This is a genomic window from Aliidiomarina minuta, from assembly GCF_003987145.1.
GTDB classification, from domain to species: domain Bacteria; phylum Pseudomonadota; class Gammaproteobacteria; order Enterobacterales; family Alteromonadaceae; genus Aliidiomarina; species Aliidiomarina minuta.
The window spans coordinates 609,841-631,650 of sequence record NZ_PIPL01000001.1 but is presented as its reverse complement, the minus strand read 5'-3'; the positions used below and the strand labels follow the sequence as shown (position 1 = coordinate 631,650).

Sequence of the window (21,810 nt, the reverse complement as noted above, 5' to 3'; positions counted from 1 at the left end):
CTCAGCTGGGCTAGCCAATAGCCCAGCTGACTTCTGCTTGTATTTTTAGGCCACTTTGTGGTGTTATACCCTCCTTTATACAAAACTATAACTAAAAATAAGTATTCATTATGACAACAAGAACCGCTATCAGTACCCGCTGGCATAGCCGCTTTTCGTTTATTCTTGCAGCCACCGCTGCTGCCGTAGGCTTAGGTAATATCTGGAAATTTCCTTATATTATGGGTGAAAATGGTGGTGGCGCTTTTGTATTGGTTTACCTGGTTTGCATCTTTGCGATTGGTGTTCCCGTATTAATTGGTGAGCTTCTGATTGGTCGACGAGGACGTAACTCGCCGGGTTTTGCGGCACAAAACCTGGCTAAAGAATCAGGAGCGCATAAGAGTTGGCAAGTTACCGGCTGGATGACCATGGGTACAGGTTTTGTCATCCTGACTTTTTACTCTGTCATAGCAGCCTGGGCTTTCTCCTATATTTTTAAAAGTGCTTCCGGCCAGTTCGCTGGAGCAGGCACTATTGAAATAGAAGAGATCTATACGAACATGACCGGTTCGGTTTCTGAGCTTTTGCTGTTTACCAGCTTATTGATTGCAGCCACTGTTTTTGTGGTAGGCAAAGGCTTTAAACATGGTTTGGAAAGGGCCGTGCGCCTGTTAATGCCAGCTATGCTTATTTTGTTGGCGATCATTGCTATTTATGCAGCGCAAATTGGAGATTTTGGCGCTGCGGTTAACTTCATGTTCCGCCCCGACTTCAGTGAGTTGACGATTAATGGTGTGCTGATTGCTCTGGGCCATGCATTTTTCACGCTGAGTCTGGCTTCCGGCGTTATGATCATGTACGGCGCTTACCTGCCTAAAGAAACCTCTATTGTAAGCACTTCAATGTGGGTTGCGGTGGCCGATACTTTTGTGGCCTTGTTGGCTGGCCTGGCAATTTTCCCTATTGTTTTCGGTTATGCGTTAACGCCAGGAGAGGGCCCTGGTCTGATATTCCAGACCTTGCCTCTGGCCTTTGCAACTATGCCAGCGGGCATTCTTGTTGCTACCGTTTTTTTCGTGATGTTGGTACTGGCAGCATTTACGTCCGCTATTTCAATGATTGAATCTTCGGTTGCCTTTTTAGTTGAAAAATTTGCCCTGAACCGGTGGCAGGCTGCTCTGACCTCTGGCCTGGTACTCTGGACTTTGAGTTTATTAACCATATACTCTTTCGCCGGCGCAGAGTGGACAGTGCTTAACTGGCATTTCTTCGGTACTGAAATGGTCAATATCTTTAATGTGATTGATCATATTACGTCGAATGTGATGTTGCCTTTGGGTGGCCTGGCAGTTGCTTTGTTTACGGGCTGGGCGATTAAGGGTCAGTTTACGCGAGATGAACTGGGTGGCCATCCAGCTATTTATAACCTCTGGCGCTTCTGTGTGCGTTACCTGGCACCGCTCGCTATTATCATTATTTTCATGCAGCTGATTGGCGTGATTCGTTTTTAATAAGCAGGAAACTTTAATCAATGTCGGATTCTATAAAAAAGCCGTCCTATATACAGGCGCTGTTTCCCTTGTTGGCACTTATTGTGATGCTGGCAAGTTCGGTTTATTTATTTGGGGCTGATTCTTCTTACGGTCCCAATCAGATAGCTTTACTGGTAGCTGCAGCTATCGCCTCAGTGGTCGCCTTTAGCAACGGTTATAGCTGGAGCGATATTGAGGACGGCATTACCAAAGGCATTTCGGTTGCGTTAGGCGCCATCTTGATCATATTAATGGTGGGGTCGTTGATAGGTACCTGGTTGCTGGCCGGAATTGTACCGACCCTTATTTATTATGGTCTGGAATTATTAAGCCCAACCTGGTTTTATGCCGCAAGCTGTCTGATATGTGCCATTGTTGCAATTTCTATTGGCAGCTCATGGACCACTGCAGCAACTATAGGTGTTGCGCTTATCGGTGTGGCTACCGGTATGGAACTGTCGTTGGCTATTACAGCCGGTGCTGTAGTTTCAGGTTCTTATTTTGGCGATAAGATGTCGCCGCTTTCGGATACTACCAACCTGGCTCCTGCGGTTAGTGGGACAGAACTCTTTGCCCATATCCGCTACATGACCTATACCGCGGTTCCCGCATTTGTCATTGCTTTGCTTCTCTTTGTCATTCTGGGCTTTACCGGTTCATCCAGCGCCAACCTGGACACTTTGGTGAGTATGCAGAATGACTTGCAGGATATTTTTAATATTAATCCGCTGATGCTGATCCCGCTGGCTATTCTTTTTGGCATGGCGGTACTGCGCCAGCCTGCATTACCTACCATATTTATAGGTGCGTTGTTGGGCGGGCTCTGGGCAGTGCTCTTCCAGTACGAAGTGGTGCAGGGCATGGTAAGCCCGGCGTTGGCGGATAGCTGGTTAGGTACACTTCAGGTTGTCTGGATAGCGCTGGCTGATGGTACTTCGGTGACTAGCGGAGATTCAGACCTGGATTCGTTGCTCAGTGGTGGCGGTATGTCGAGCATGCTGAATACGGTGTGGCTGATCCTGAGTGCGATGACCTTTGGCGCTATTATGGAATGCACTGGGTTATTACGTAAGCTTATTAAAGGCATGCTCAAAGCAGTTAACTCCACTGGCTCATTGATTACTGCCACTTTATTCACCTGTTTTGGTGCTAACGTACTGACCGCTGATCAGTATATGGCCATCGTATTGCCAGGTCGCATGTTCCGTGAAGAATACGCAAACCGGGATCTGGACCCTCGTGTTTTATCACGTACCCTGGAAGACAGCGGTACCCTCACGTCAGCACTGATTCCATGGAATACCTGTGGTGCCTATATGTTTAGTGTTCTGGCCGTGAGCCCACTGCAATATGCGCCATTTGCATTCTTTTTATACCTGACACCTTTGATAGCTATTGTCTACGCTTATACCAACTTCAGAATTCTACGCTTAAGCGATCATAAGCCAAACCAGGGAGCTGTAGCCTGACATGACAACTATGCCTCAAGCTAAATATCGCAAAGATTATCAAACACCGGATTACACTATTGATGAAGTGGATTTGGATATTCGCCTGCAGGATCACCAGACGCTGGTAAGCAGTCGTCTGACGGTACGCCGCCAGGGTGAGCATAATGAACCGTTGCGCCTGGATGGTGAAGCGCTGAAACTGATAAATATTGAACTGGATGGCGAGGTTTTATCTGAGCATCGTTTTCAGGTGGTCAACAATCAACTACAGATTGATGATGTACCGGAAGCCTTTGAACTTTTAATAATCACACAGCTGGATCCTGCCAATAACAGCGCTTTAGAAGGGCTGTATAAGTCGGGCGGTGCTTTTTGCACCCAATGCGAAGCGGAAGGCTTTCGCCGTATTACCTATTACCTGGATCGTCCCGACGTGCTTGCTGTGTTTACCACCCGGCTGCAGGCGGATAAAGATAAATACCCTTATCTGCTCGCGAATGGCAATAAAACCGATAGCGGTGAGCTTGAGAATGGACAGCATTGGGTCAGCTGGCATGACCCGCATCCAAAACCCTGTTATTTGTTCGCTGTGGTAGCCGGAGACTTTGATTTACTGGAAGACAGTTATCGCACTAAGCATGGCCGCGATGTTGCGCTGCAGCTATTTGTCGATAAAGGTAATCTGGGTCGTGCTGAATTTGCCATGCGTTCCTTAAAAGCGGCGATGAAGTGGGACGAGGTGCGTTTTAACCTGGTCTATGATCTGGATATCTACATGATAGTCGCGGTCGACTTCTTCAATATGGGAGCTATGGAGAATAAAGGTCTTAATGTCTTTAATGCTAAATATGTATTAGCGGATGCAAAGACAGCCACCGATCAGGATTTTCTAAATGTTGAATCGGTTATAGGTCACGAATATTTCCATAACTGGACGGGCAATCGCATTACCTGTCGCGACTGGTTTCAGTTAAGCCTGAAAGAAGGGTTAACGGTGTTTCGTGATCAGGAGTTTAGCGGTGATATGTCGATGCGCCCGGTACATCGCATCCAGGATGTACGCATTATGCGGACGCACCAGTTTCACGAAGACTCCAGCCCAATGGCGCATCCTATCCGCCCGGATAAAGTTATTGAAATGAATAACTTCTATACGGTGACCGTTTATAATAAAGGCGCTGAAGTTATTCGTATGCTGCACAGTTTACTGGACGAGCAGGGTTTCCAGAAAGGCATGCAACTTTATGTTGAACGCCATGATGGTCAGGCCGTTACATGTGAAGACTTTGTCTGTGCTATGGAAGACGCGAACAGCACTGAACTGCGCCAGTTCAGACGTTGGTATGAGCAGGCTGGCACACCAGTGCTTAGCATTACTGAGAGTTATGATGCTTCAGCTGAACGCTATACCCTGCATTGTCGACAGCATACAGCAGCCACACCGGGGCAGAAAAAGAAGCAGGCATTTCATATTCCATTGCGAGTACATTTTTATAGTGACAGCGGTGAGTTATTAAAGCTAACCAGTGATGAATTGAAAAACGATATTCTGCAGTTGACTGAAGAGCAACAGGACTTCGTTTTTGAAAAAGTTAAAGAAAAACCAGTGCCAGGCTTGTTAGCCGGTTTTTCTGCACCTGTTAAACTTGATTATGAATATCAGGAAAAGCAGCTGTTAACTCTGCTGGCATATAGCCAGGACCCATTTATTTGTTGGGATGCGGCACAGCAGGTTTATTTGCAGGCGATGAAAAAAGCCATTGCTGCGGGCAGTCCAGTGCAGCTAAGCCAGGCCAGCCTGGATGCACTTAAACACAAGCTGGAGAATCAACAAAGCGATCCTGCATTAGTTTCTTTATTGCTTCAAATACCATCAGAAGAGTCCTTAAGTGGCGAGTACGACGTGATTCCAGTAGCCGATATTCACAGGGTTTGTGGGGAACTTAAACAATTATTGGCTAGTGAGCTGGAAAAAGAACTGAAAGAAACCTATTCCAGCTGCCATCCGCAGGGCGCTTATCAATTTGCACCCACAGATATTGCCCAACGTATGTTGGCAAATACCTGCTTAGCATTCCTGGCAAACCTTAAAAATCCGGAGATAACGGCTTTGCTGGAGCGACAGTTTAGCAAAGCTGACAATATGACCGATGAGTTAGCTGCTATGCAGGCCGCAGTGCACGCCAATCATACCAGTGCTGATAATATGTTGCGTGAATTTGCCGCTAAATGGCAGAGCAATAGTCTGGTGATGGATAAATGGTTAGCTACCCAGGCCAGTGCTGCTCGCTCTTCAACACTGGATTCAGTAAAACAGCTGACGTCTCATGGGGCTTTTAGCTGGCAGAACCCCAATCGGATTTACTCACTGGTGGCTACTTTTACGCATAATCTGGCTCAATTACATCGCGAAGACGGAGAAGGTTATCGCTGGTTAAGGGAAGTTATTGTGCGCCTTAATAGCAGTAATCCTCAGGTAGCATCTCGTTTGGTTACGGCTTTGTTGCAATGGCGTCGTTTTGATGAAAAACGACAGACTCTGTTAAAACAAGAGCTGAAAACTTTGCAGGAGCTTCCGGATCTGGCTAGTGACCTTTATGAGAAAGTGGAGCAGAGCCTGCAGCAAGATTAAACTATGTATGAATTTAATTTTGCTCTGATATTTACGTCCGCTGAACTGGAACGTAAATATTATAAGGAAGGACTTAGCCATATCGTGGTGAAGGCTGATAACGGTCTGCGCGTGCAAATACCATTGCGCAGACTGGTTCCTTTTATTTCGGGGCAGGGGATTCGTGGCCGTTTTAAACTGATAACAGATGCTCAGTATCGCTTTATGTCACTACAGAAATTGCAGGATATTTAAAATTTAAGCAAATAGTATCTATACTCCTCGCACCAGCTAATAAAGCATTGCAATTCAGAACATAACGTCCGAGAATACCTATATATTCTCCTCCCGCGGCAAGGCACTCAGGCAAGTTCTTTGCCACGGCTTCATTTTCTGCTAGCTACAAGGAAAATAGCAAATGGCGTTGGTCGAAGGTCAACCACCAGTACTCCTCGAGAAAGTTTCTGATATCATCCGCAAAAAAATGCCTGCTGAGGCAGCAGACATCGTAAATACCTTTGCGCAACGCTTATACCGCACCGTTTCACGGGACGATCTTAAAGGTCGTGATGAAAGCAATATGTACGGTGCTGTCATTGGTTTGTGGCATAGTTTTAATAACTATGAATCAAACAGTAAAGCGACGATTAAAGTATATAACCCGGAAGTGAGCAAACATGGCTGGGAATCCCCCCATACTATTATCGAAATTATTCAGACCGATATGCCATTTATGGTTGATTCAGTGCGTATGGCATTGAACCGTTCAGGCATCGCTGCTCATTTATTATTACACACGCCATTAGTACACAAACGCGATAAGCAGGGTAACGTAACCGAAGTGCTGCCAGCGGGGCAAACTTCTAAAAGCGGACAAACTGATACCGTATTTCTGATTGAGGTTGATCGTCAGGTCGACAACGAAAGTCTGAAAGCTTTGAAGCAGGAACTGGCCTCCGTTATGGACGAGGTTACACTGGCGGTGTCTGACTGGAAACCTATGCGTGCCCGACTTGAAGAAATTGCCGAGAATATTGAAACGAATAATTTTCCTGGTGATAAAGACAAGCTGGCTGAAGCTAAGCGCTTTTTGAGCTGGTTAGCAAAAGATAATTTTACACTCATGGGCTACCGTAGTTATCGGGTTGAGCCGGTGAAAGGCGACTACCAATTAATTCAGGAAGAAGAAAGTAGCCTGGGCTTAATGAAAAAGTCTCAGGGAAAACAACCCTTACGTATCTCCGATCTACCGGAAGATGCTCGTCATATAGCATTTGGCGACGATGAACTTTTATTGTTGACTAAAACCAATGCTCGTTCACGAGTGCATCGCCCGGCACACTCTGATTATATTGGCATAAAACGCTTTGATAAAAGCGGTAAAGTGATAGGTGAAGATCGTTTTATCGGGCTTTATTCAGCGAGCTTTTATAATGATAGTGCAATGGATATCCCATTGGTGAAAGATAAAATCCAGCGTGTTATGAAAAACTCGAAGTTTGCTCCTGGATCTCATGCCAGCAAAGCACTGCTTAATATCATGCAAACCTATCCGCGTGATGAAATAGTGCAGACCAATGATAAAAACCTGCTCGATATCACCCTGGGTGTATTACAGATCCAGGAACGTGATATGACCCGTGTTTTCATGCGCAGAGATATCTACGGGCGCTTTATTACGGTGATGGTGTACGTGCCTAAAGAGCGTTATAACACCTTGCTACGAGAAAAAACTCAGGCAATTTTAGCGCGCACTATGGGTAGTGAAGAGGAAGTTGATTTTAATACGTTCTTCTCAGAATCAGCATTAGCACGTACTCAGTATACGGTGCGGGTTAAGGACAGTGATCAGGATATAAATGTGAAAGAGTTAGAAGATGATTTAGTTGAAGCTGCACGTTCCTGGGAAGACAATCTGGAACGCATTCTGTTGAGCGCTCATGGTGAATCGAAAGCACGCCAATTGGTGCGTCGTTACGCTCAGGGCTTTTCCCGAGCGTACAAAGAAGAAGTATTGCCAGCCGTGGCTCTGGCCGATATTGCGCAGTTAGAACGACTAGACGATGACCATAAACTGGGAATGCTGTTCTATCGGGCTCAGGAAGTTCAGGATGATTCCAAGCATGTAAAACTAAAGCTTTTCCATAAAGATGAGCCTATTCATCTGTCTGACGTCTTGCCAATGCTGGAAAATTTCGGCCTGCGTATTATTAACGAAAGTCCCTACCAGATCAAAACCAACGACGGTCATGTTTTCTGGGTATTGGATTTCTTCATGTTACACACTGCTGGCAAACTGGACCTGGATAAAAGTAGAGATAACTTCCAGGATGCGTTCGCTAAGGTGTGGGCAGGGCATTACGAAGACGACGGTTTTAACCGTCTGATTCTGGGCGCTGGTATGACCGGTCGGCACGTTGTTATTTTGCGTATGTTTGCCAAATATATGCGTCAAATTGGTGTTACGTTCAGCCAAAGCTATATTGAGAACACTTTCTCGCGTTATCCGGCTATTGCCAAACTATTGGTCAAAATGTTCTACACCAAGTTTGACCCTAAGGTTAAATTCACCGAGAAAAAACTCGAAAACGTGGTTACCCGCATTCAGTCTTCACTAGAGGATGTCAGTAGTCTGGATGATGATCGTATTATTTGTCGCTACATGGACTTAATCCATGCGGCGCTCCGTACCAATTTTTTCCAGGCAGATGAGAATGGCGAAGAAAAGTCATATACCTCTATTAAATTCCTGCCGGAAGATATTCCTGAAATGCCGTTACCGCTGCCTAAATACGAGATATTCGTTTATTCACCTCGTATAGAAGGGGTGCATTTACGAGGCGGTAAAGTTGCCCGTGGTGGTCTGCGTTGGTCAGACCGGCGTGAAGATTTCCGTACTGAGGTGTTAGGGCTGGTCAAGGCTCAACAGGTTAAGAACGCAGTTATAGTGCCGGTCGGGGCAAAAGGCGGTTTCGTTTGCAAAAAACTGCCTGCCGAACGGGAAGCGTTCTTTGAAGAAGGCAAAGCCTGTTATCGCACCTTTATCCGCGCACTACTGGATATTACCGATAACATTATCGAAGGTGAAATAGTTCATCCTGAAGCCGTAGTCAGACACGATGATGAAGACCAGTACCTGGTGGTCGCAGCTGATAAAGGCACCGCAACTTTCTCAGACATTGCTAACGGCATTGCTGCTGAATATAACTTCTGGTTAGGTGATGCATTTGCTTCTGGTGGATCTGTAGGTTACGACCACAAGAAAATGGGTATCACAGCACGCGGTGCCTGGGAGTCGGTTAAGCGTCATTTTCGTGAAATGGGCGTTGACTGCCAAACCACCGACTTTACCTGTGTTGCTATCGGCGACATGGGCGGGGATGTATTTGGTAATGGAATGCTGCTTTCTAAACACACCAAGCTGGTGGCTGCTTTTAATCACTTACATATCTTTATTGACCCGGATCCGGATGCAGCCAAAACCTGGACTGAGCGGGAAAGACTGTTCAAAATGCCACGTTCGAGCTGGGAAGACTTTGATAAAAAGCTGATCAGTAAAGGTGGTGGTATTTTCTCCCGAAGTGCTAAGTCGATTGAGTTGACGCCGGAAATTAAAAAGTTAATAGGTAGCCAGAAAAAATCAATGGCGCCGAATGAACTGATTAAAGCCTTACTGAGTGCCGAAGTGGATCTTATCTGGAATGGTGGCATCGGAACTTACGTTAAAGGTAGTAAGGAAAGCGATGTCGATGTTGGAGATCGCGCGAATGATGCTTTACGAATTGATGGCAAGGACTTGCGAGCTAAAGTCGTCGGTGAAGGTGGTAATTTAGGCTTTACGCAGCTTGGGCGCATTGAATTTGCCGCCAATGGTGGCCGGGTGAACACCGATTTCGTCGACAACGTAGGTGGTGTCGATTGTTCTGATAACGAAGTGAACATTAAGATCCTGCTGAATGGTGCTGTGAATCAGGGCGCTTTGACTCGCGAACAGCGCGACAAATTACTTTATCAGATGACAGATGACGTGGCGGAGCTGGTATTGAATGACTGTAATCGTCAGACCCAGTCTATTTCGATAACCTTATTGCGAGGCGCTGATCAGATTAAAGAAATGCAGCGTTTTATCCATCAGTTAGAGCGTGACGGTTTGCTTGACCGTACGATAGAGTTTTTGCCCGACGATGATGAGTTGGCTGAACGCACTGCTTCGGGTAAAGGACTGACTCGCCCTGAGCTATCGGTGCTGACAGCTTATGGCAAGATGGTATTGAAAGACGAGTTGCAAACTGAAGCTATAACTGAGGATCCTTTCCACAGCAAAGAGCTTTTCACTGCTTTTCCTGAAGTATTGCGGGAAGAATTTAGTGAACAAATGAAGGATCATCCATTACGCGGGCAGATTATAGCGACTAAATTAGCGAATAATATTGTTAATGATATGGGCCCGAACTTCGTTAGCCGTAAAAATGAGGCCACCGGAGCCAGTATTGCTGAGATAGCAAATGCTTATGTAGTATCTCGTGAAGTTTTTGACTGTCCTCGTTTATGGCGTGAAATTGAAGCTTTGAATAATATTATTCCAGCGAAGGTGCAGAATGACGTATTATTCCAGGTGCGTCGCATGGTTCGTCGGACTACTCGCTGGTTCCTGCGTCATCGCAACCCAGCGTTTAAAACGATTCAGGAACACATCGATTTTTATCAGCCAGCTTTTAAAGACTTACGCCAGAATTCCCTTAAGTATATGAGCAATAATGAAGCGGAAAATCTGCAGAAGAATATCGACAAAATGGTTGAGCAGGGTGTACCTAAAGCACTTGCTATTGAAGTGGGGACTTTAAGCACAGTATTCTCAGCCATGGACATCGCAGAAGTCGCAGCGGAACATAAAACTAAAGTTCCTCTGGTGGCCGAAGTCTATTTCCGTATGGGCGCTGAAATTGATTTACACTGGTTCTTAGAACAGGTTAATAGTCAGCCTGTAGCAAACCACTGGCAGGCATTGGCCCGGGCAGCCTTCCGTGAAGAACTTGATTGGCAGCAACGCTCATTAACCAACGCGGTATTTAACTTCTCTGGAGATGAGAAGGATGCGTCGGCGATGCTGGAGAAATGGGTGGATGCGCATAGTCAGTTTATTGAGCGTTGGAAACAAATGCTTGCTGATTTCCGCACCACGAAGAGCCATGAATTTGCTAAGTTCTCTGTCGCGTTACGGGAGCTCATGCTGCTCAGTCATAACTGCGGTTCGATGAAATAATGAGTTGGTACAACCTGCTACGGCGTCAGCTTTTTAAGCTGGACGCCGAGCGTTCTCATGATCTGACATTAAACTGGTTATCACGCATCGGCCGCTCGCCGATGCGGCGATGCCTGTCGCAACATTTAGCGGATAAACCTGTGCAATGCATGGGGTTAACTTTTCCTAACGCAGTTGGTTTGGCGGCTGGGCTGGATAAAAATGCCACCTGTATTGATGCCTTTGGGGCAATGGGCTTCGGATTTATAGAAGTAGGGACGGTGACTCCCAGAGCTCAGGAAGGTAATCCTAAACCACGCATGTTCCGGTTAACTGAACATGAAGCTATTATTAACCGCATGGGTTTTAATAATCGTGGTGTAGATTACCTGGTTGAACAGGTAAAGGCTTCCTCCTATGAGGGGATCCTTGGAATTAATATCGGTAAAAATAAAGATACCGCCGAAAGCGAAGCGACAGAAGACTATGTTTACTGCATGCGTAAAGTTTATGCGTATGCCAGTTATATTACTGTGAATATTTCATCGCCTAATACTCCAGGACTCCGTGCTATGCAGCATGGAGAACACCTGGAAGAGTTACTCGGTGCTCTTAAGTCCACACAACAAGAACTACAGAGTGTGCATCATAAATATGTTCCTGTGCTGATTAAAATAGCGCCTGATCTCAATCAGCAAGAGGTGGTGCAACTAGCACAGGCTTTTAAGAAACATGCTATTGATGGTGTAATAGCAACAAACACTACTATATCCAGAGAGTCCGTAAAGGGGCATCCTGCCGCTGATGAGATGGGCGGACTCAGTGGTAAACCTGTCGCCGCCGCGAGTATTCAGGTTATCCAGTGGCTACACAATGAATTTAAAGGAGAAATACCTATCATTGGTGTAGGAGGGATTCATGATGCCGAGGCAGCGAAGGCTAAACTGGAAGCGGGAGCGACTCTGGTGCAACTGTATACCGGTTTTATTTATCGGGGACCTGAGCTCCTTAGTGAGATTGTTAATAACTTGTAATTCGCGCAATATATGGATAAAATTTGCGCGAATATAACCAACTTTAGTAGTTGTATTCAGGGATGGGTATGAGAGCGATAACACCTTGGTTTTGGCAGTTTGATAAAGAACACGGACAACTTGAGCTCCACATGGGTGAGGTTCACTTTGCGATTGCTTATAAACGGCGATTGTTACAGCAGAACCTGCCCAGCAAACGAGCTTTCTCGATTTCTGATGCTCGGGTATACCAGGAAACCGCTGATTACCTTGAAGAATATAGTACGTTAAATGTGAATGAACAGTTACTAGCTGCTATTCATGTCGCTGCGGTCAGCGCTTTTGCCAAACCAGCGATGCCGCAAAGTTGGTACTTTAAGTTCGGGGATATTGAAAGCTGGCCTCCAGAATACCGCGCCTGTTGTTTAGACTCAGGCCTTCAGCTGGGAGAGTTTCTGATTATTGAGCAGGATGATCGCAGCAGCCTTTGTTTATTACTGGATGAAAAAATGGAGCTCTCTCCAGCAAAAGAGCTACGCCGCTTTGATATTATTAAAGTGCTTAATGATCGCCTGTTGGAAAGTAATAATCATCCTTTTCCAAAAGCCTCTGATATTCACTCATTAGCCTGATGTAGCTGATTGGCCAACTCAGTGACATCCTGCACCAAAATACATACCTGCCGTACTTGTTTATCGAGTTCACTTAACGGAATAAAAGTGATGTTTTGCAGCATTGCCGGCGCCTGACCGGTTATGGGTCGGCTGCTGGTAAAATGAAAAACATAAGGGCGCTGCTGCCAGTTTGAATAAGCACGTGCTTTTAACTGGATAGCGCTATCTACTTTTCGTTGCAGCCATTCGCGGGGTACCTCAGGACAGATCTCAGTCAACAGCTGTCCTTTAACCTGACTGGCTCGCAAGCCGCTGTGAGTCTCCATAAAGCTATTCCACAACTGAATATGCAAATTCTGATCAAGGATAATTATACCCAAATCTAAAGCCTGAACCAGTTGGCTCAGACGGTGAATGTGCATTGCATCTTCGGTGTGCTGTTGACTCATTGCAAGTACTCCAGACGTTTATACAGGGCGGGTATCGACTCCTCAGTGAAGAGCACAATAAGGTCGCACTCAACCTGACCATTAAGGAGGCGATAATCCAGTTCTACCATCAAAACCTGTTGTTCCTGATTACTTTTTAATAAGTGTTGCAGTGAACAATGGCGACCTAATAAAACCGGGCTCGCACAACTGAATTCGGCGTCCAGCTGTTCACTGACTCCTTGCAGGCAAGCGCCTGTCAATATTCCCGCTAAATCAACGACCAGATCCAGTGACGGGTCCAGGCTGTCGGACGGCACAAAATTCAGTTTTTGCAATAAGGGAACACTATCGTCACCGAGCAGTAAAATGACTTCCCCGCTAATGCCATAGCCGGAAAAGCCCTGAGTAATAGCGGATAAGGACTTTACCGATTCAGTCTTTAGTTGATTAGGCAGATCTGATAACAGGCATTGTTTAACCCGTGGTACGGGGAGCTCAATAAAAGTTTTTAACAAACTACTAAGTGAGGCACCTGCCTGACCCATGGCAATGTTAAAAACTTCCTGCAGAGTCTCCTCAGCGTTCACCTGTATAGCGTCGATGTTTTGCGTTGGTGACTGTGCTGTGCTTTGCAGCTCCTGAAGCAAACCAAATTCACGTAATACCTGCTCTAGTTGCTGAGCTTCTATTGGTTTACGGATAAAATCCAAAGCGCCTTTTTGTTTCGCCCGGGTACGGGCGTCGGGTTGAACATCACCGGAAATTACAATACTGAGAACAGGCAAATCCTGGTTCTGAATCTGCTCCAGTACCTGATAACCATTTAAACCTGGCATATTAAGGTCAAGCAGTAGCAAGTCTATCTGACCTTGCTTTACAAGTGTCAAAGCTTCTTCGCCACTGCTTGCGAAGCTCAGGTTTATTGACCAGGTATCAGGTAGGGCACGAGCGAGCATTTTTCGGGCCAGTGCCGAGTCATCACAAATCAGTACAGATGTTGGCAAGATAATATTCCTACTTCTTAATATCTAAGTTCAGATTACAGTAACGGGCTGAGGAAGAACACCAGACGCTCCCGAAGTCGGGCCAGTAACGACCGCTGGTGCCAGCGTTCGGCATCAATAGATTCACTATCCGCTTTATACTCGGTGACTAAATCACATATTTCACGACAACTTTGTGGGTCAAAAAGAGCGAGCGATATTTCGAAGTTTAGTTGCAGGCTGCGCACATCCAGATTAACACTACCAAAAATAGCAAGCTCTTCATCGATCAGCATAGCCTTTGTATGGAGTAAGCCACCTTTAAATAACATTATTTCGGCACCCGCTTGTAACAGTTGATCATAAAATGCTTTGCTGGCCCAACTGACAAGCCGGGAGTCGTTGCGTCTGGGCACCAGGATACAAATTTTAATGCCACGTTTGGCGGCTTGAACAAGTGCTTCAAAGATAGGTTCCGGCGGTACAAAATAGGGACTACAAATCGTAATACTCTGGTCAGCTCGATAGATAGCACAAAGCATAACCTGGGTAATTAAATCAAAACCAAGCCCGGGACCGGAGGGAATAGCGGCCAGCCATTTATCGCTCTCATTGGTCGAGTCTATGCTTTCAGGCAAATCACGTTCTTCAGTCTCGACTTCCCAGTCCCAGGAAAAAACAGCGGATAAGCCCTGTGCCGCTGAGCCTTCAAAACGAACCATAGCATCGACCCATTCACCAACATTGGCATGTTTATTAAAGTATTTTGGATCTGCCATATTCATTGACCCGGTATAAGCCATCTGGTGATCAATGATAACCATTTTCCGATGCATACGGATATCGGCGCGGCGAAAAGGAAGGCGCCAGGGGGAGACCGAAAGCGCGGGAATAATTTCAATGCCTGCGTTTTTAAGTTCTTTATAGGCCGCGGTAAAAAAGTAGAACCAGGATCCGGCATCATCAATCAGAATCTGAATTTTGACGCCGCGTTGGTGGGCTTGCAGTAGAGCTTTTTCAATTTCTTTTACGCGGCCAGCTGAATTCCAGATATAGAATTCCATCCGGATACTCTCTTTGGCATTACGAATATCGGTAAGTAGAGCATCAAATATTTTCTCCGGACTATTCAAGACCTTAAAATTATTGTAGTGAAGCGCCCCAATTCCCAGCCGATTAGCAAGAAGTTGTTGAATTGATATCGCCAGCGGTGAGTTGGGCAGTTGTGAATTATCGTCAGACTGTTGGGTTGCCAGAAGTCGCAGGTTCTCCATGTAAGGAAAACGCATTGAGGCTGCTTTTTCAGCGCGTCGTTTTCCTAACTGAAGCTCGCCAAAGAAGAAATAGAGCAGGGCACCTAAAAGTGGAATTATATAAATGATAAGTAACCAGGCTAGTGAGGTACTCAGGTTACGGCCACGAAAAATAATACGTAAGCTGACCAATGCAATGAATAGCCAGTAAAAAACGAATAGTAAGAAGTCGAATGGCGCCATTTTATATCCAGTTTATGATTTTACGCATTAAGTTATAGTTGTCAGGCATATCCCTGAGTGTACCTTATACTAAGAACAGACGGCTAAAAATGAGTTTATTTTACACGCAATGTTTATAAAACCAGCACTTGGACCAAGATTAGCAGGTTTTAGCAAATAAAGGCTTGCTTCACATCAGGCAAATGACTATAGTGCTGCACATCGGACGCGGGGTGGAGCAGTCTGGTAGCTCGTCGGGCTCATAACCCGAAGGTCGTAGGTTCGAATCCTGCCCCCGCAACCAACTTCTCTTTCAAAGACATCTCCTTTCGTGTTCGGTATACTCCGCACACGATATTCTAATCAAGAAATCACATGCTTAACTTTTTTGCTACCTGTGCCAAAGGCCTGGAACCTCTGCTGTTCGAAGAACTGCTGAGTCTGGGCGCTGAAGACGTTAAACAAACCAATGCTGGCTGTTACTTCAAAGGCGATCAACTTACGGGCTACCGTATGTGTTTATGGTCGCGCTTAGCCAGTCGTATATTAATGCATCTGGACAAATTGCCGGTCACCAATCGAGATGAACTGCTGCAGGCATCTACGGATATCGACTGGCCCTTGCTTTTTTCCGAGCAGGCGACCATTGCCATTGATTTTCGCGGTACTACTGACGCTCTGAATCACAGCCAGTTTTCTGCTCGTGTGGTGAAAGATGGCATTGTCGACCGTTTCCGTGAAGACCAGCACGCTCGCCCTAATGTGGATGCTCAGAATCCAGATATACGCATTAATGTGCGTCTGCAACGAGAACAAGCTACTTTCTACCTCGATCTCTCCGGTTCCGGCTTACACAAACGAGGCTATCGCAGTCGCGCTGGTGCCGCACCTTTACGTGAAACTCTTGCCGCCGCTGTTGTTTCTCGCGCAGGACTACATGAGATTGAATTTGATTCTGAAAGCGCTATTGCGGATATTTTCTGTGGCTCCGGAACCCTGCTACTGGAAGCGGCTCAGGTTGCGACCGACAGAGCACCGGGTTTAAACAGAACCGAATGGGGCTTCACTGCCTGGCGTGGCCACCGTCCTGCATTGTGGAATGGATTATTGGCTGAAGCCGAAGAACGTTTCGCCCAGGGCAAGGCTAAATGCAAGCTGGTATTTGTTGGTGTGGATACCGACGCTAAAGTATTACAGGCGGCGTCTGAAAATGCCCGCGATCTGGAATTGGAAAGTTTCTGCGAATGGCGCCAGGGCGACGCACTGGAAACAGATATTAATGATTTGGGCAAAGGCCTGATGATAACCAATCCGCCTTATGGCGAACGTATGGGCGACGACCTGGCCGTTTTGCTTTTATATCGCCAGTTAGGGCAGCGCCTGCGCGAGCATTTCGTTGGCTGGAAAGCGGCTGTTTTAGCACCGGAAGCGGTCTTGCTGAAACGCCTTAAATTGACCAGTCATAAAAAATACAAACTTTTCAATGGCGCTATTCCAGTGACGTTAGCGCTTTTTGATGTTAATGAATCTCAAGTTGAGTTTACAAAAAGTCATAATGACGACCTTGCTAACCGACTGCGTAAAAATGCCCAGAAGCTGACCAAATGGGCGCGCAAAGAAGGCGTCAATTGTTATCGGCTTTATGATGCTGACCTGCCCGAATACAATGCCGCCATTGATGTTTATGATGATCATCTGGTGATTCAGGAATATGCGGCGCCGTCTGAAATACCTGAAGGTGTTGCCGATGACAGATTCTGGCATTTGCTGGAAACTATACCTGGTGTATTGCCTTTTACCGAACAACAGATGACGGTGAAGCAAAGACGCAAACAACAAGGTAAACAGCAGTACCAGAAAGAGGAAGAGACGGAGACGGTTGAACGTGAAGTGCAGGAATACAATACGCGCTTTAAAGTCAATCTGAGTGATTATCTGGATACAGGGTTGTTTCTGGACCATCGTATTGTGCGTAAAGAAATTCAACGTCTGGCCCGGGATAAAAAAGTTCTTAACCTCTTTGCTTACACGGGAACTGCTTCAGTGCATGCGGCGGTCGGCGGTGCGACTCATGTCACTACAGTGGATATGTCTAATACCTATCTTAACTGGGCCAAAGATAACTTCCGTCTGAATCATGAAACCATCAGCAAACACGACTTTATTCAGGCCGATTGCCTGACCTGGATGGCGGAGCAAAAAGAAGCGCAGGCAGAGACCTGGGATTTAATTTTTCTCGATCCGCCAACCTTCTCCAATTCTAAACGCATGCAGGACAGCTTTGATGTGCAACGCGATCACATGAACCTGATTGCCGATGCAAAGGCCTTGCTCGCTGAGCAGGGTTTGCTGATATTCTCGACCAATAAACGTAAATTCAAACTGGATCACGAAGCCTTGACCGAACTTGGCTTAAAAGCTGAAGATAAGTCTAAATGGTCAGTGCCGCAGGATTTTGCGCGTAATCCCAATATTCATCAGTGCTGGTTTATCACTCATGTCTGATTTTTACTTATTGACCCGCGACGAATGTCACCTCTGTACTCAGGCTATGTTAATGATTCATAAGGCGCCTGTAGAGGAGCCGATACGTCTGCATTTGGTTGATATCGAGAAGCAAGCTGATTTACAGCAAGAATATGGGCTGTTGATTCCGGTGCTTATTCGTGAAGTGGATGATGCTGAACTCAAGTGGCCTTTTAACGAACAACAACTTGTGGAGTTTTTACAAGTATGAGTACTTTATTGCAGCTGAAAGATGCAATGCTTAGTTTTGGTTCCGATCCTATTCTGGACCACGCCAATCTTGTAGTAGAGCAGGGCGAACGTGTTTGTATTGTAGGTCGCAACGGAGCCGGTAAATCCAGCCTGATGAAGATCATCAGTGGCGACGTACTTCTGGATTCTGGTGCCGTATCGGCCTCTGGAGTGCGTATTGCACGCTTGCCTCAGGACCCGCCGGCGCAATCGCCTGAAACTGTATATGAACACGTCGCTGGAGGCCTGGCCTCAACCGGTGCTTTGCTGCGTCGTTTTCATGAAATCAGTCTGTTGGTTGGCGAGCATTATGAAGATGAAAAACTGATGAATGAGTTTTCTCAGGTGCAACAAAAAATTGAAGCATGCAATGGCTGGCAGGCCAATACGGTTATTGAACAGGTATTAACCCGTTTGCAACTGGACCCTGAAGTCTCTCTGGCGGCCCTGTCAGGGGGCTGGTTACGCCGTGTGGCGCTGGCTCGGGCTCTTGTTGTCCAACCTGATATTTTACTGCTGGACGAACCCACTAACCACCTTGATATTGAAATGGTGGAGTGGCTGGAAAACCAATTACTGGATTTTAACGGCGCTATTTTATTTATCAGCCATGACCGGGCTTTCATTCGCCGCCTGGCCACCCGCATTGTTGATCTTGACCGGGGACAGTTACAAAGCTTTCCTGGTGATTATGACGCTTATCTTGCAGAAAAGCAGCGCTTACTTGAAGTTGAAGCAACGCAACGTGCTGAATTTGATAAAAAACTAGCTCAGGAAGAAGTCTGGATTCGACAAGGGGTAAAAGCCCGCCGGACTCGCAACGAAGGCCGTGTGCGTTCACTGGAAGCTTTGCGTAAGCAACGTGCCGAACGCAGAGAGCTGCTTGGCAGCGCGCGCCTGAATGTAAGTGAAGCCAGTCGTTCCGGAAAAATTGTATTTGCGGGCGAAGGTTTGCAACTGTCCTTTGCCGATAAAACCATTATGAAAGACCTGGATCTGACTATTCAGCGGGGCGATAAGATTGCCCTGGTGGGGCCTAATGGTTGCGGTAAAAGTACGCTGATTAAGGTTATTCTACAGCAGCTCCAACCTGACGCGGGTACGGTTAAGTATGGCACTAAAATTCAGGTAGCTTATTTTGATCAGCATCGGGCAGTTCTTGATCCGGAGAAATCAGTGGCTGAAAATGTTGGCGATGGTAAGCAGGATGTTTTACATCAGGGCCGACCACGGCATATTCTGAGCTACTTACAGGATTTTTTGTTTTCACCACAACAGGCGCAAACACCAGTTAAAGCTTTATCCGGTGGTGAAAGAAACCGCGCACTGCTGGCTAAGTTATTTTTGCCGGAAAGCAACGTCCTGGTTCTGGATGAACCGACCAATGATCTTGACGTGGATACACTGGAACTGCTGGAGCAGATTGTAAACGACTACAAAGGCACTGTGCTGCTGGTCAGCCATGACCGTGAATTTGTGGATAATACCGCGAGCAGCATTCTGCTATTTGAAGGGCAGGGAGTTATCACTGAAATCGCCGGTGGTTATGAAGATGTGCAGTATTATCTACGGCATCAGCAAGAGGCTATTAAAGCGACAAAAAATCGTCAGGCGGACGGAACCAAAAACAAAAATAAAGAGTCAGACGCCAAGGGTTTAGCTAGCCGCCCGAAAAAGCTATCATACAAATTACAGAAGGAGCTGGAAGAGCTACCTGCGAGTATTGAGAGTATGGAGCGTGAACTGAATGATCTTCAGGCACAAATGAACGAAACTGAGTTTTTTCAGCGTGCCCAGGAATACACCGAACCGGTTCTGAGTCGTGTCAAAGTACTGGAACAGGAACTGATGCAAGCGCTTGAGCGCTGGGATGAACTGGAACAACAACAAGGTAATGAAAACGCATGATAAAGAAGTATTCTATTAGTCTGGTTGCTGCTTCCGTAATCGCAAGTGCCAGCCTCAGTGTGCATGCCAATGAGGGTTATGACGTTGTCGATCTGGGGACTTTACCCGATGCGGTATCCAGTAATCCACAACGAATGAATGAAGATGGCCTGGCAGTAGTTCAGAACAGTAATCTTTGGAATCAAAATATACGTTTTGACTTGCTTGACCCTGAGCTTTTTCATTTTATTGACCCCGAAAACCCCACCGACTCTGATTATCGTATAGTACGTTCCTACCTGAATAATTATAATGGCAGCGGTGCTTCTCCGGCGCTGCAAAAATTAGGAACTGTCGTCAGTCATGTCTACGATACTGATTATCGTGAGCTGACTGGATTTGATCAGATTGATCCTGAAACTGGTGAGTACACTGATAGTGTTAACGTCCGGGCTCTGGATATCAATATTCATGGCTCCATTGTAGGGCAGGCAACTAAACCTTATGAGCGTCGTATGACGACGGATCGTGAGGGCGAGCAAGTAGAGTATTTTATCCGCGATAGTTTCCCTCAAGGATTTATAAAAATAAATGAGGAGATAACTTATCTGCAATCTGACGCGGATGTCTTTAATGGCGGAGTATCTTCTGCAACCAGCGTAAATTATAACCCTGAGCTAGAACTCACTCAGGTAGTTGGTTACGCGAGCGTTGCACATTCCTCTGGACTTGAAAATCGTATAACAACCTGCACTACTTTACCTGATGATTATGAAGAAGGTGACGCTCATGCCAGTAAAGAAGAGCTAACCGTTTGTGTCTGGAGAAGCTGGCTACAACGAGAGGTGGCAACCACTCTTGCTGGCTCAAATCGACAACCTATATTTATAGAACAAGCCTATATCTGGGAGTTTGATAACAGCGGGGCCATGGTAAACGCGCGCACGCTGGGGAGCCTGGAGGAAGTAGAAGATGGCGATAGCCACGAGTTGCGTAGCAGTGCTCTGGATATTAATGATGCCGGTATTGCTGTTGGACGTAGTGGCTTTAATTACGAAGCGCCAAACGGGGCAACTGTGGCTATCAATACAGCTGTAGTTTTTCGCGATGATCAGATAATTGATATTCTGAAAGTAGCTGACAATCCTGATGATCTGAGTGTCTACGGTACCGGTAGTAATGCAGCGACAGCGATTAGCAACTCTAATATGGTGGTGGGCTATTCTAACCGTAGAATAGGCTTTTCTACCCGTGAACGGCTTTTCTTTTATGACTTAAATGACCCTCAGGCTGAAGCCGTTTTTCCTTTGGGTTTTTATGCGAACTCCAGCTGGAGACCACGGGCTATCAATAACCACAATATGGTCGTTGGACGCACAGATACAACAGCTCAATCAAGTGGTTTAAGACCCACTGTTGGCTTCCTGTACGATATCAATACTGATGAGATAACTGATTTAAATACGTTATTACCTTGCGGCAGTGAATATCGCATAGTTGATGCGCTGGATATCAATGATGATGGCGAGATACTCGCGATGGGGACTACCGTTACCGAAATAGATATTGATGGCGAAGCTGTTGAGCAAAACGCATTGCGCGCACTACGTCTGCAACCTTCCTCCGCCGAGCCTTGTGGGGTTGATGAACGAGTAGAACGGCAGGGAGCTGCATTACATCCTTTACTGGCTGGAGTCATGGCGCTGATTGCTGTACTGCTTATAACAAGAAGAAGACTGTTACGTCGTAAATAACCCAAATAGTTCTAATAGAAAAAGCGGCCCGAATCAACACCTTAAAAGAAGGTTTGTGATTCGGGCTTTTTTATCATT

Annotated in this window: 14 protein-coding genes and 1 tRNA gene; 12 read left to right on the top strand and 3 right to left on the bottom strand. The window is 46.2% G+C overall.

The genetic code is table 11. The annotated features are described in order from the left end of the window. The first annotated feature begins 110 nt into the window (after positions 1–110). The 7 genes from CWE09_RS03015 to CWE09_RS02985 all read left to right on the top strand — a co-directional run bounded on the left by CWE09_RS03015 (position 111) and on the right by CWE09_RS02985 (position 12,463). Positions 111–1,493 (top strand): sodium-dependent transporter, encoded by a 1,383-nt coding sequence (locus CWE09_RS03015; protein ID WP_126802533.1) that lies wholly within the window; start codon positions 111–113, stop codon positions 1,491–1,493. Positions 1,494–1,513: 20 nt separating this feature from the next. Beyond that, entirely contained in the window at positions 1,514–2,983 is a 1,470-nt protein-coding gene (nhaC, locus tag CWE09_RS03010) for a Na+/H+ antiporter NhaC (RefSeq protein WP_126802531.1), read from the top strand. 1 nt (position 2,984) lies between these two features. Further along, positions 2,985–5,597, top strand: a complete 2,613-nt coding sequence (pepN, locus tag CWE09_RS03005; protein WP_126802529.1) for an aminopeptidase N — start codon at positions 2,985–2,987, stop codon at positions 5,595–5,597. A gap of 3 nt (positions 5,598–5,600) precedes the next feature. After that, complete coding sequence (locus tag CWE09_RS03000; protein WP_126802527.1) at positions 5,601–5,831, top strand: DUF2835 family protein; 231 nt, start codon at positions 5,601–5,603, stop codon at positions 5,829–5,831. Positions 5,832–5,994: 163 nt separating this feature from the next. Then, the gene (locus tag CWE09_RS02995; protein WP_126802525.1) at positions 5,995–10,839 is read left to right on the top strand and encodes an NAD-glutamate dehydrogenase; all 4,845 of its coding nucleotides are present in this window, start codon (positions 5,995–5,997) and stop codon (positions 10,837–10,839) included. Beyond that, the gene (locus tag CWE09_RS02990) at positions 10,839–11,852 is read left to right on the top strand and encodes a quinone-dependent dihydroorotate dehydrogenase (RefSeq protein WP_126802523.1); all 1,014 of its coding nucleotides are present in this window, start codon (positions 10,839–10,841) and stop codon (positions 11,850–11,852) included. The genes CWE09_RS02995 and CWE09_RS02990 overlap by 1 nt, the downstream gene beginning before the upstream one ends. Before the next feature lie 68 nt (positions 11,853–11,920). Then, positions 11,921–12,463: a cell division protein ZapC domain-containing protein gene (locus CWE09_RS02985; RefSeq protein WP_157982796.1), complete on the top strand. Its 543-nt coding sequence runs from the start codon at positions 11,921–11,923 to the stop codon at positions 12,461–12,463. On the opposite strand, the gene CWE09_RS02980 is transcribed toward CWE09_RS02985, so the two are convergent. Genes CWE09_RS02980 through cls form a run of 3 tightly spaced genes read right to left on the bottom strand, consistent with a single transcriptional unit; the run spans position 12,448 to position 15,355 of the window. Further along, positions 12,448–12,894, bottom strand: coding sequence for a PAS domain S-box protein (locus CWE09_RS02980; protein ID WP_126802519.1), 447 nt, complete (start codon positions 12,892–12,894; stop codon positions 12,448–12,450). The two genes, CWE09_RS02985 and CWE09_RS02980, sit on opposite strands and share 16 nt — an antisense overlap. Further along, on the bottom strand, positions 12,891–13,880 hold the full coding sequence (locus tag CWE09_RS02975) for a response regulator (protein ID WP_126802518.1): 990 nt from the start codon (positions 13,878–13,880) through the stop codon (positions 12,891–12,893). The genes CWE09_RS02980 and CWE09_RS02975 overlap by 4 nt, the downstream gene beginning before the upstream one ends. A gap of 35 nt (positions 13,881–13,915) precedes the next feature. Next, positions 13,916–15,355: a cardiolipin synthase gene (gene cls, locus CWE09_RS02970; protein WP_126802516.1), complete on the bottom strand. Its 1,440-nt coding sequence runs from the start codon at positions 15,353–15,355 to the stop codon at positions 13,916–13,918. A 206-nt stretch (positions 15,356–15,561) separates the two neighbouring features. Between cls and CWE09_RS02965 the strand changes: the two genes are divergently transcribed. From CWE09_RS02965 to CWE09_RS02945, 5 genes are all read left to right on the top strand, one after another. Continuing rightward, positions 15,562–15,638 (top strand) — tRNA-Met (locus CWE09_RS02965). 71 nt (positions 15,639–15,709) lie between these two features. Continuing rightward, positions 15,710–17,839 (top strand): bifunctional 23S rRNA (guanine(2069)-N(7))-methyltransferase RlmK/23S rRNA (guanine(2445)-N(2))-methyltransferase RlmL, encoded by a 2,130-nt coding sequence (gene rlmKL, locus CWE09_RS02960; RefSeq protein ID WP_126802514.1) that lies wholly within the window; start codon positions 15,710–15,712, stop codon positions 17,837–17,839. Further along, positions 17,832–18,071 carry a glutaredoxin family protein gene (locus CWE09_RS02955; RefSeq protein ID WP_126802512.1) on the top strand — a complete coding sequence of 80 codons (240 nt, stop codon included), beginning with the start codon at positions 17,832–17,834 and terminating at the stop codon, positions 18,069–18,071. The genes rlmKL and CWE09_RS02955 overlap by 8 nt, the downstream gene beginning before the upstream one ends. Continuing rightward, positions 18,068–19,999 (top strand): ATP-binding cassette ATPase Uup, encoded by a 1,932-nt coding sequence (gene uup, locus CWE09_RS02950; protein ID WP_126802510.1) that lies wholly within the window; start codon positions 18,068–18,070, stop codon positions 19,997–19,999. Before CWE09_RS02955 ends, uup begins: the two co-directional genes overlap by 4 nt. Further along, complete coding sequence (locus tag CWE09_RS02945) at positions 19,996–21,732, top strand: DUF3466 family protein (RefSeq protein ID WP_126802508.1); 1,737 nt, start codon at positions 19,996–19,998, stop codon at positions 21,730–21,732. Before uup ends, CWE09_RS02945 begins: the two co-directional genes overlap by 4 nt. Positions 21,733–21,810: the final 78 nt, after the last annotated feature.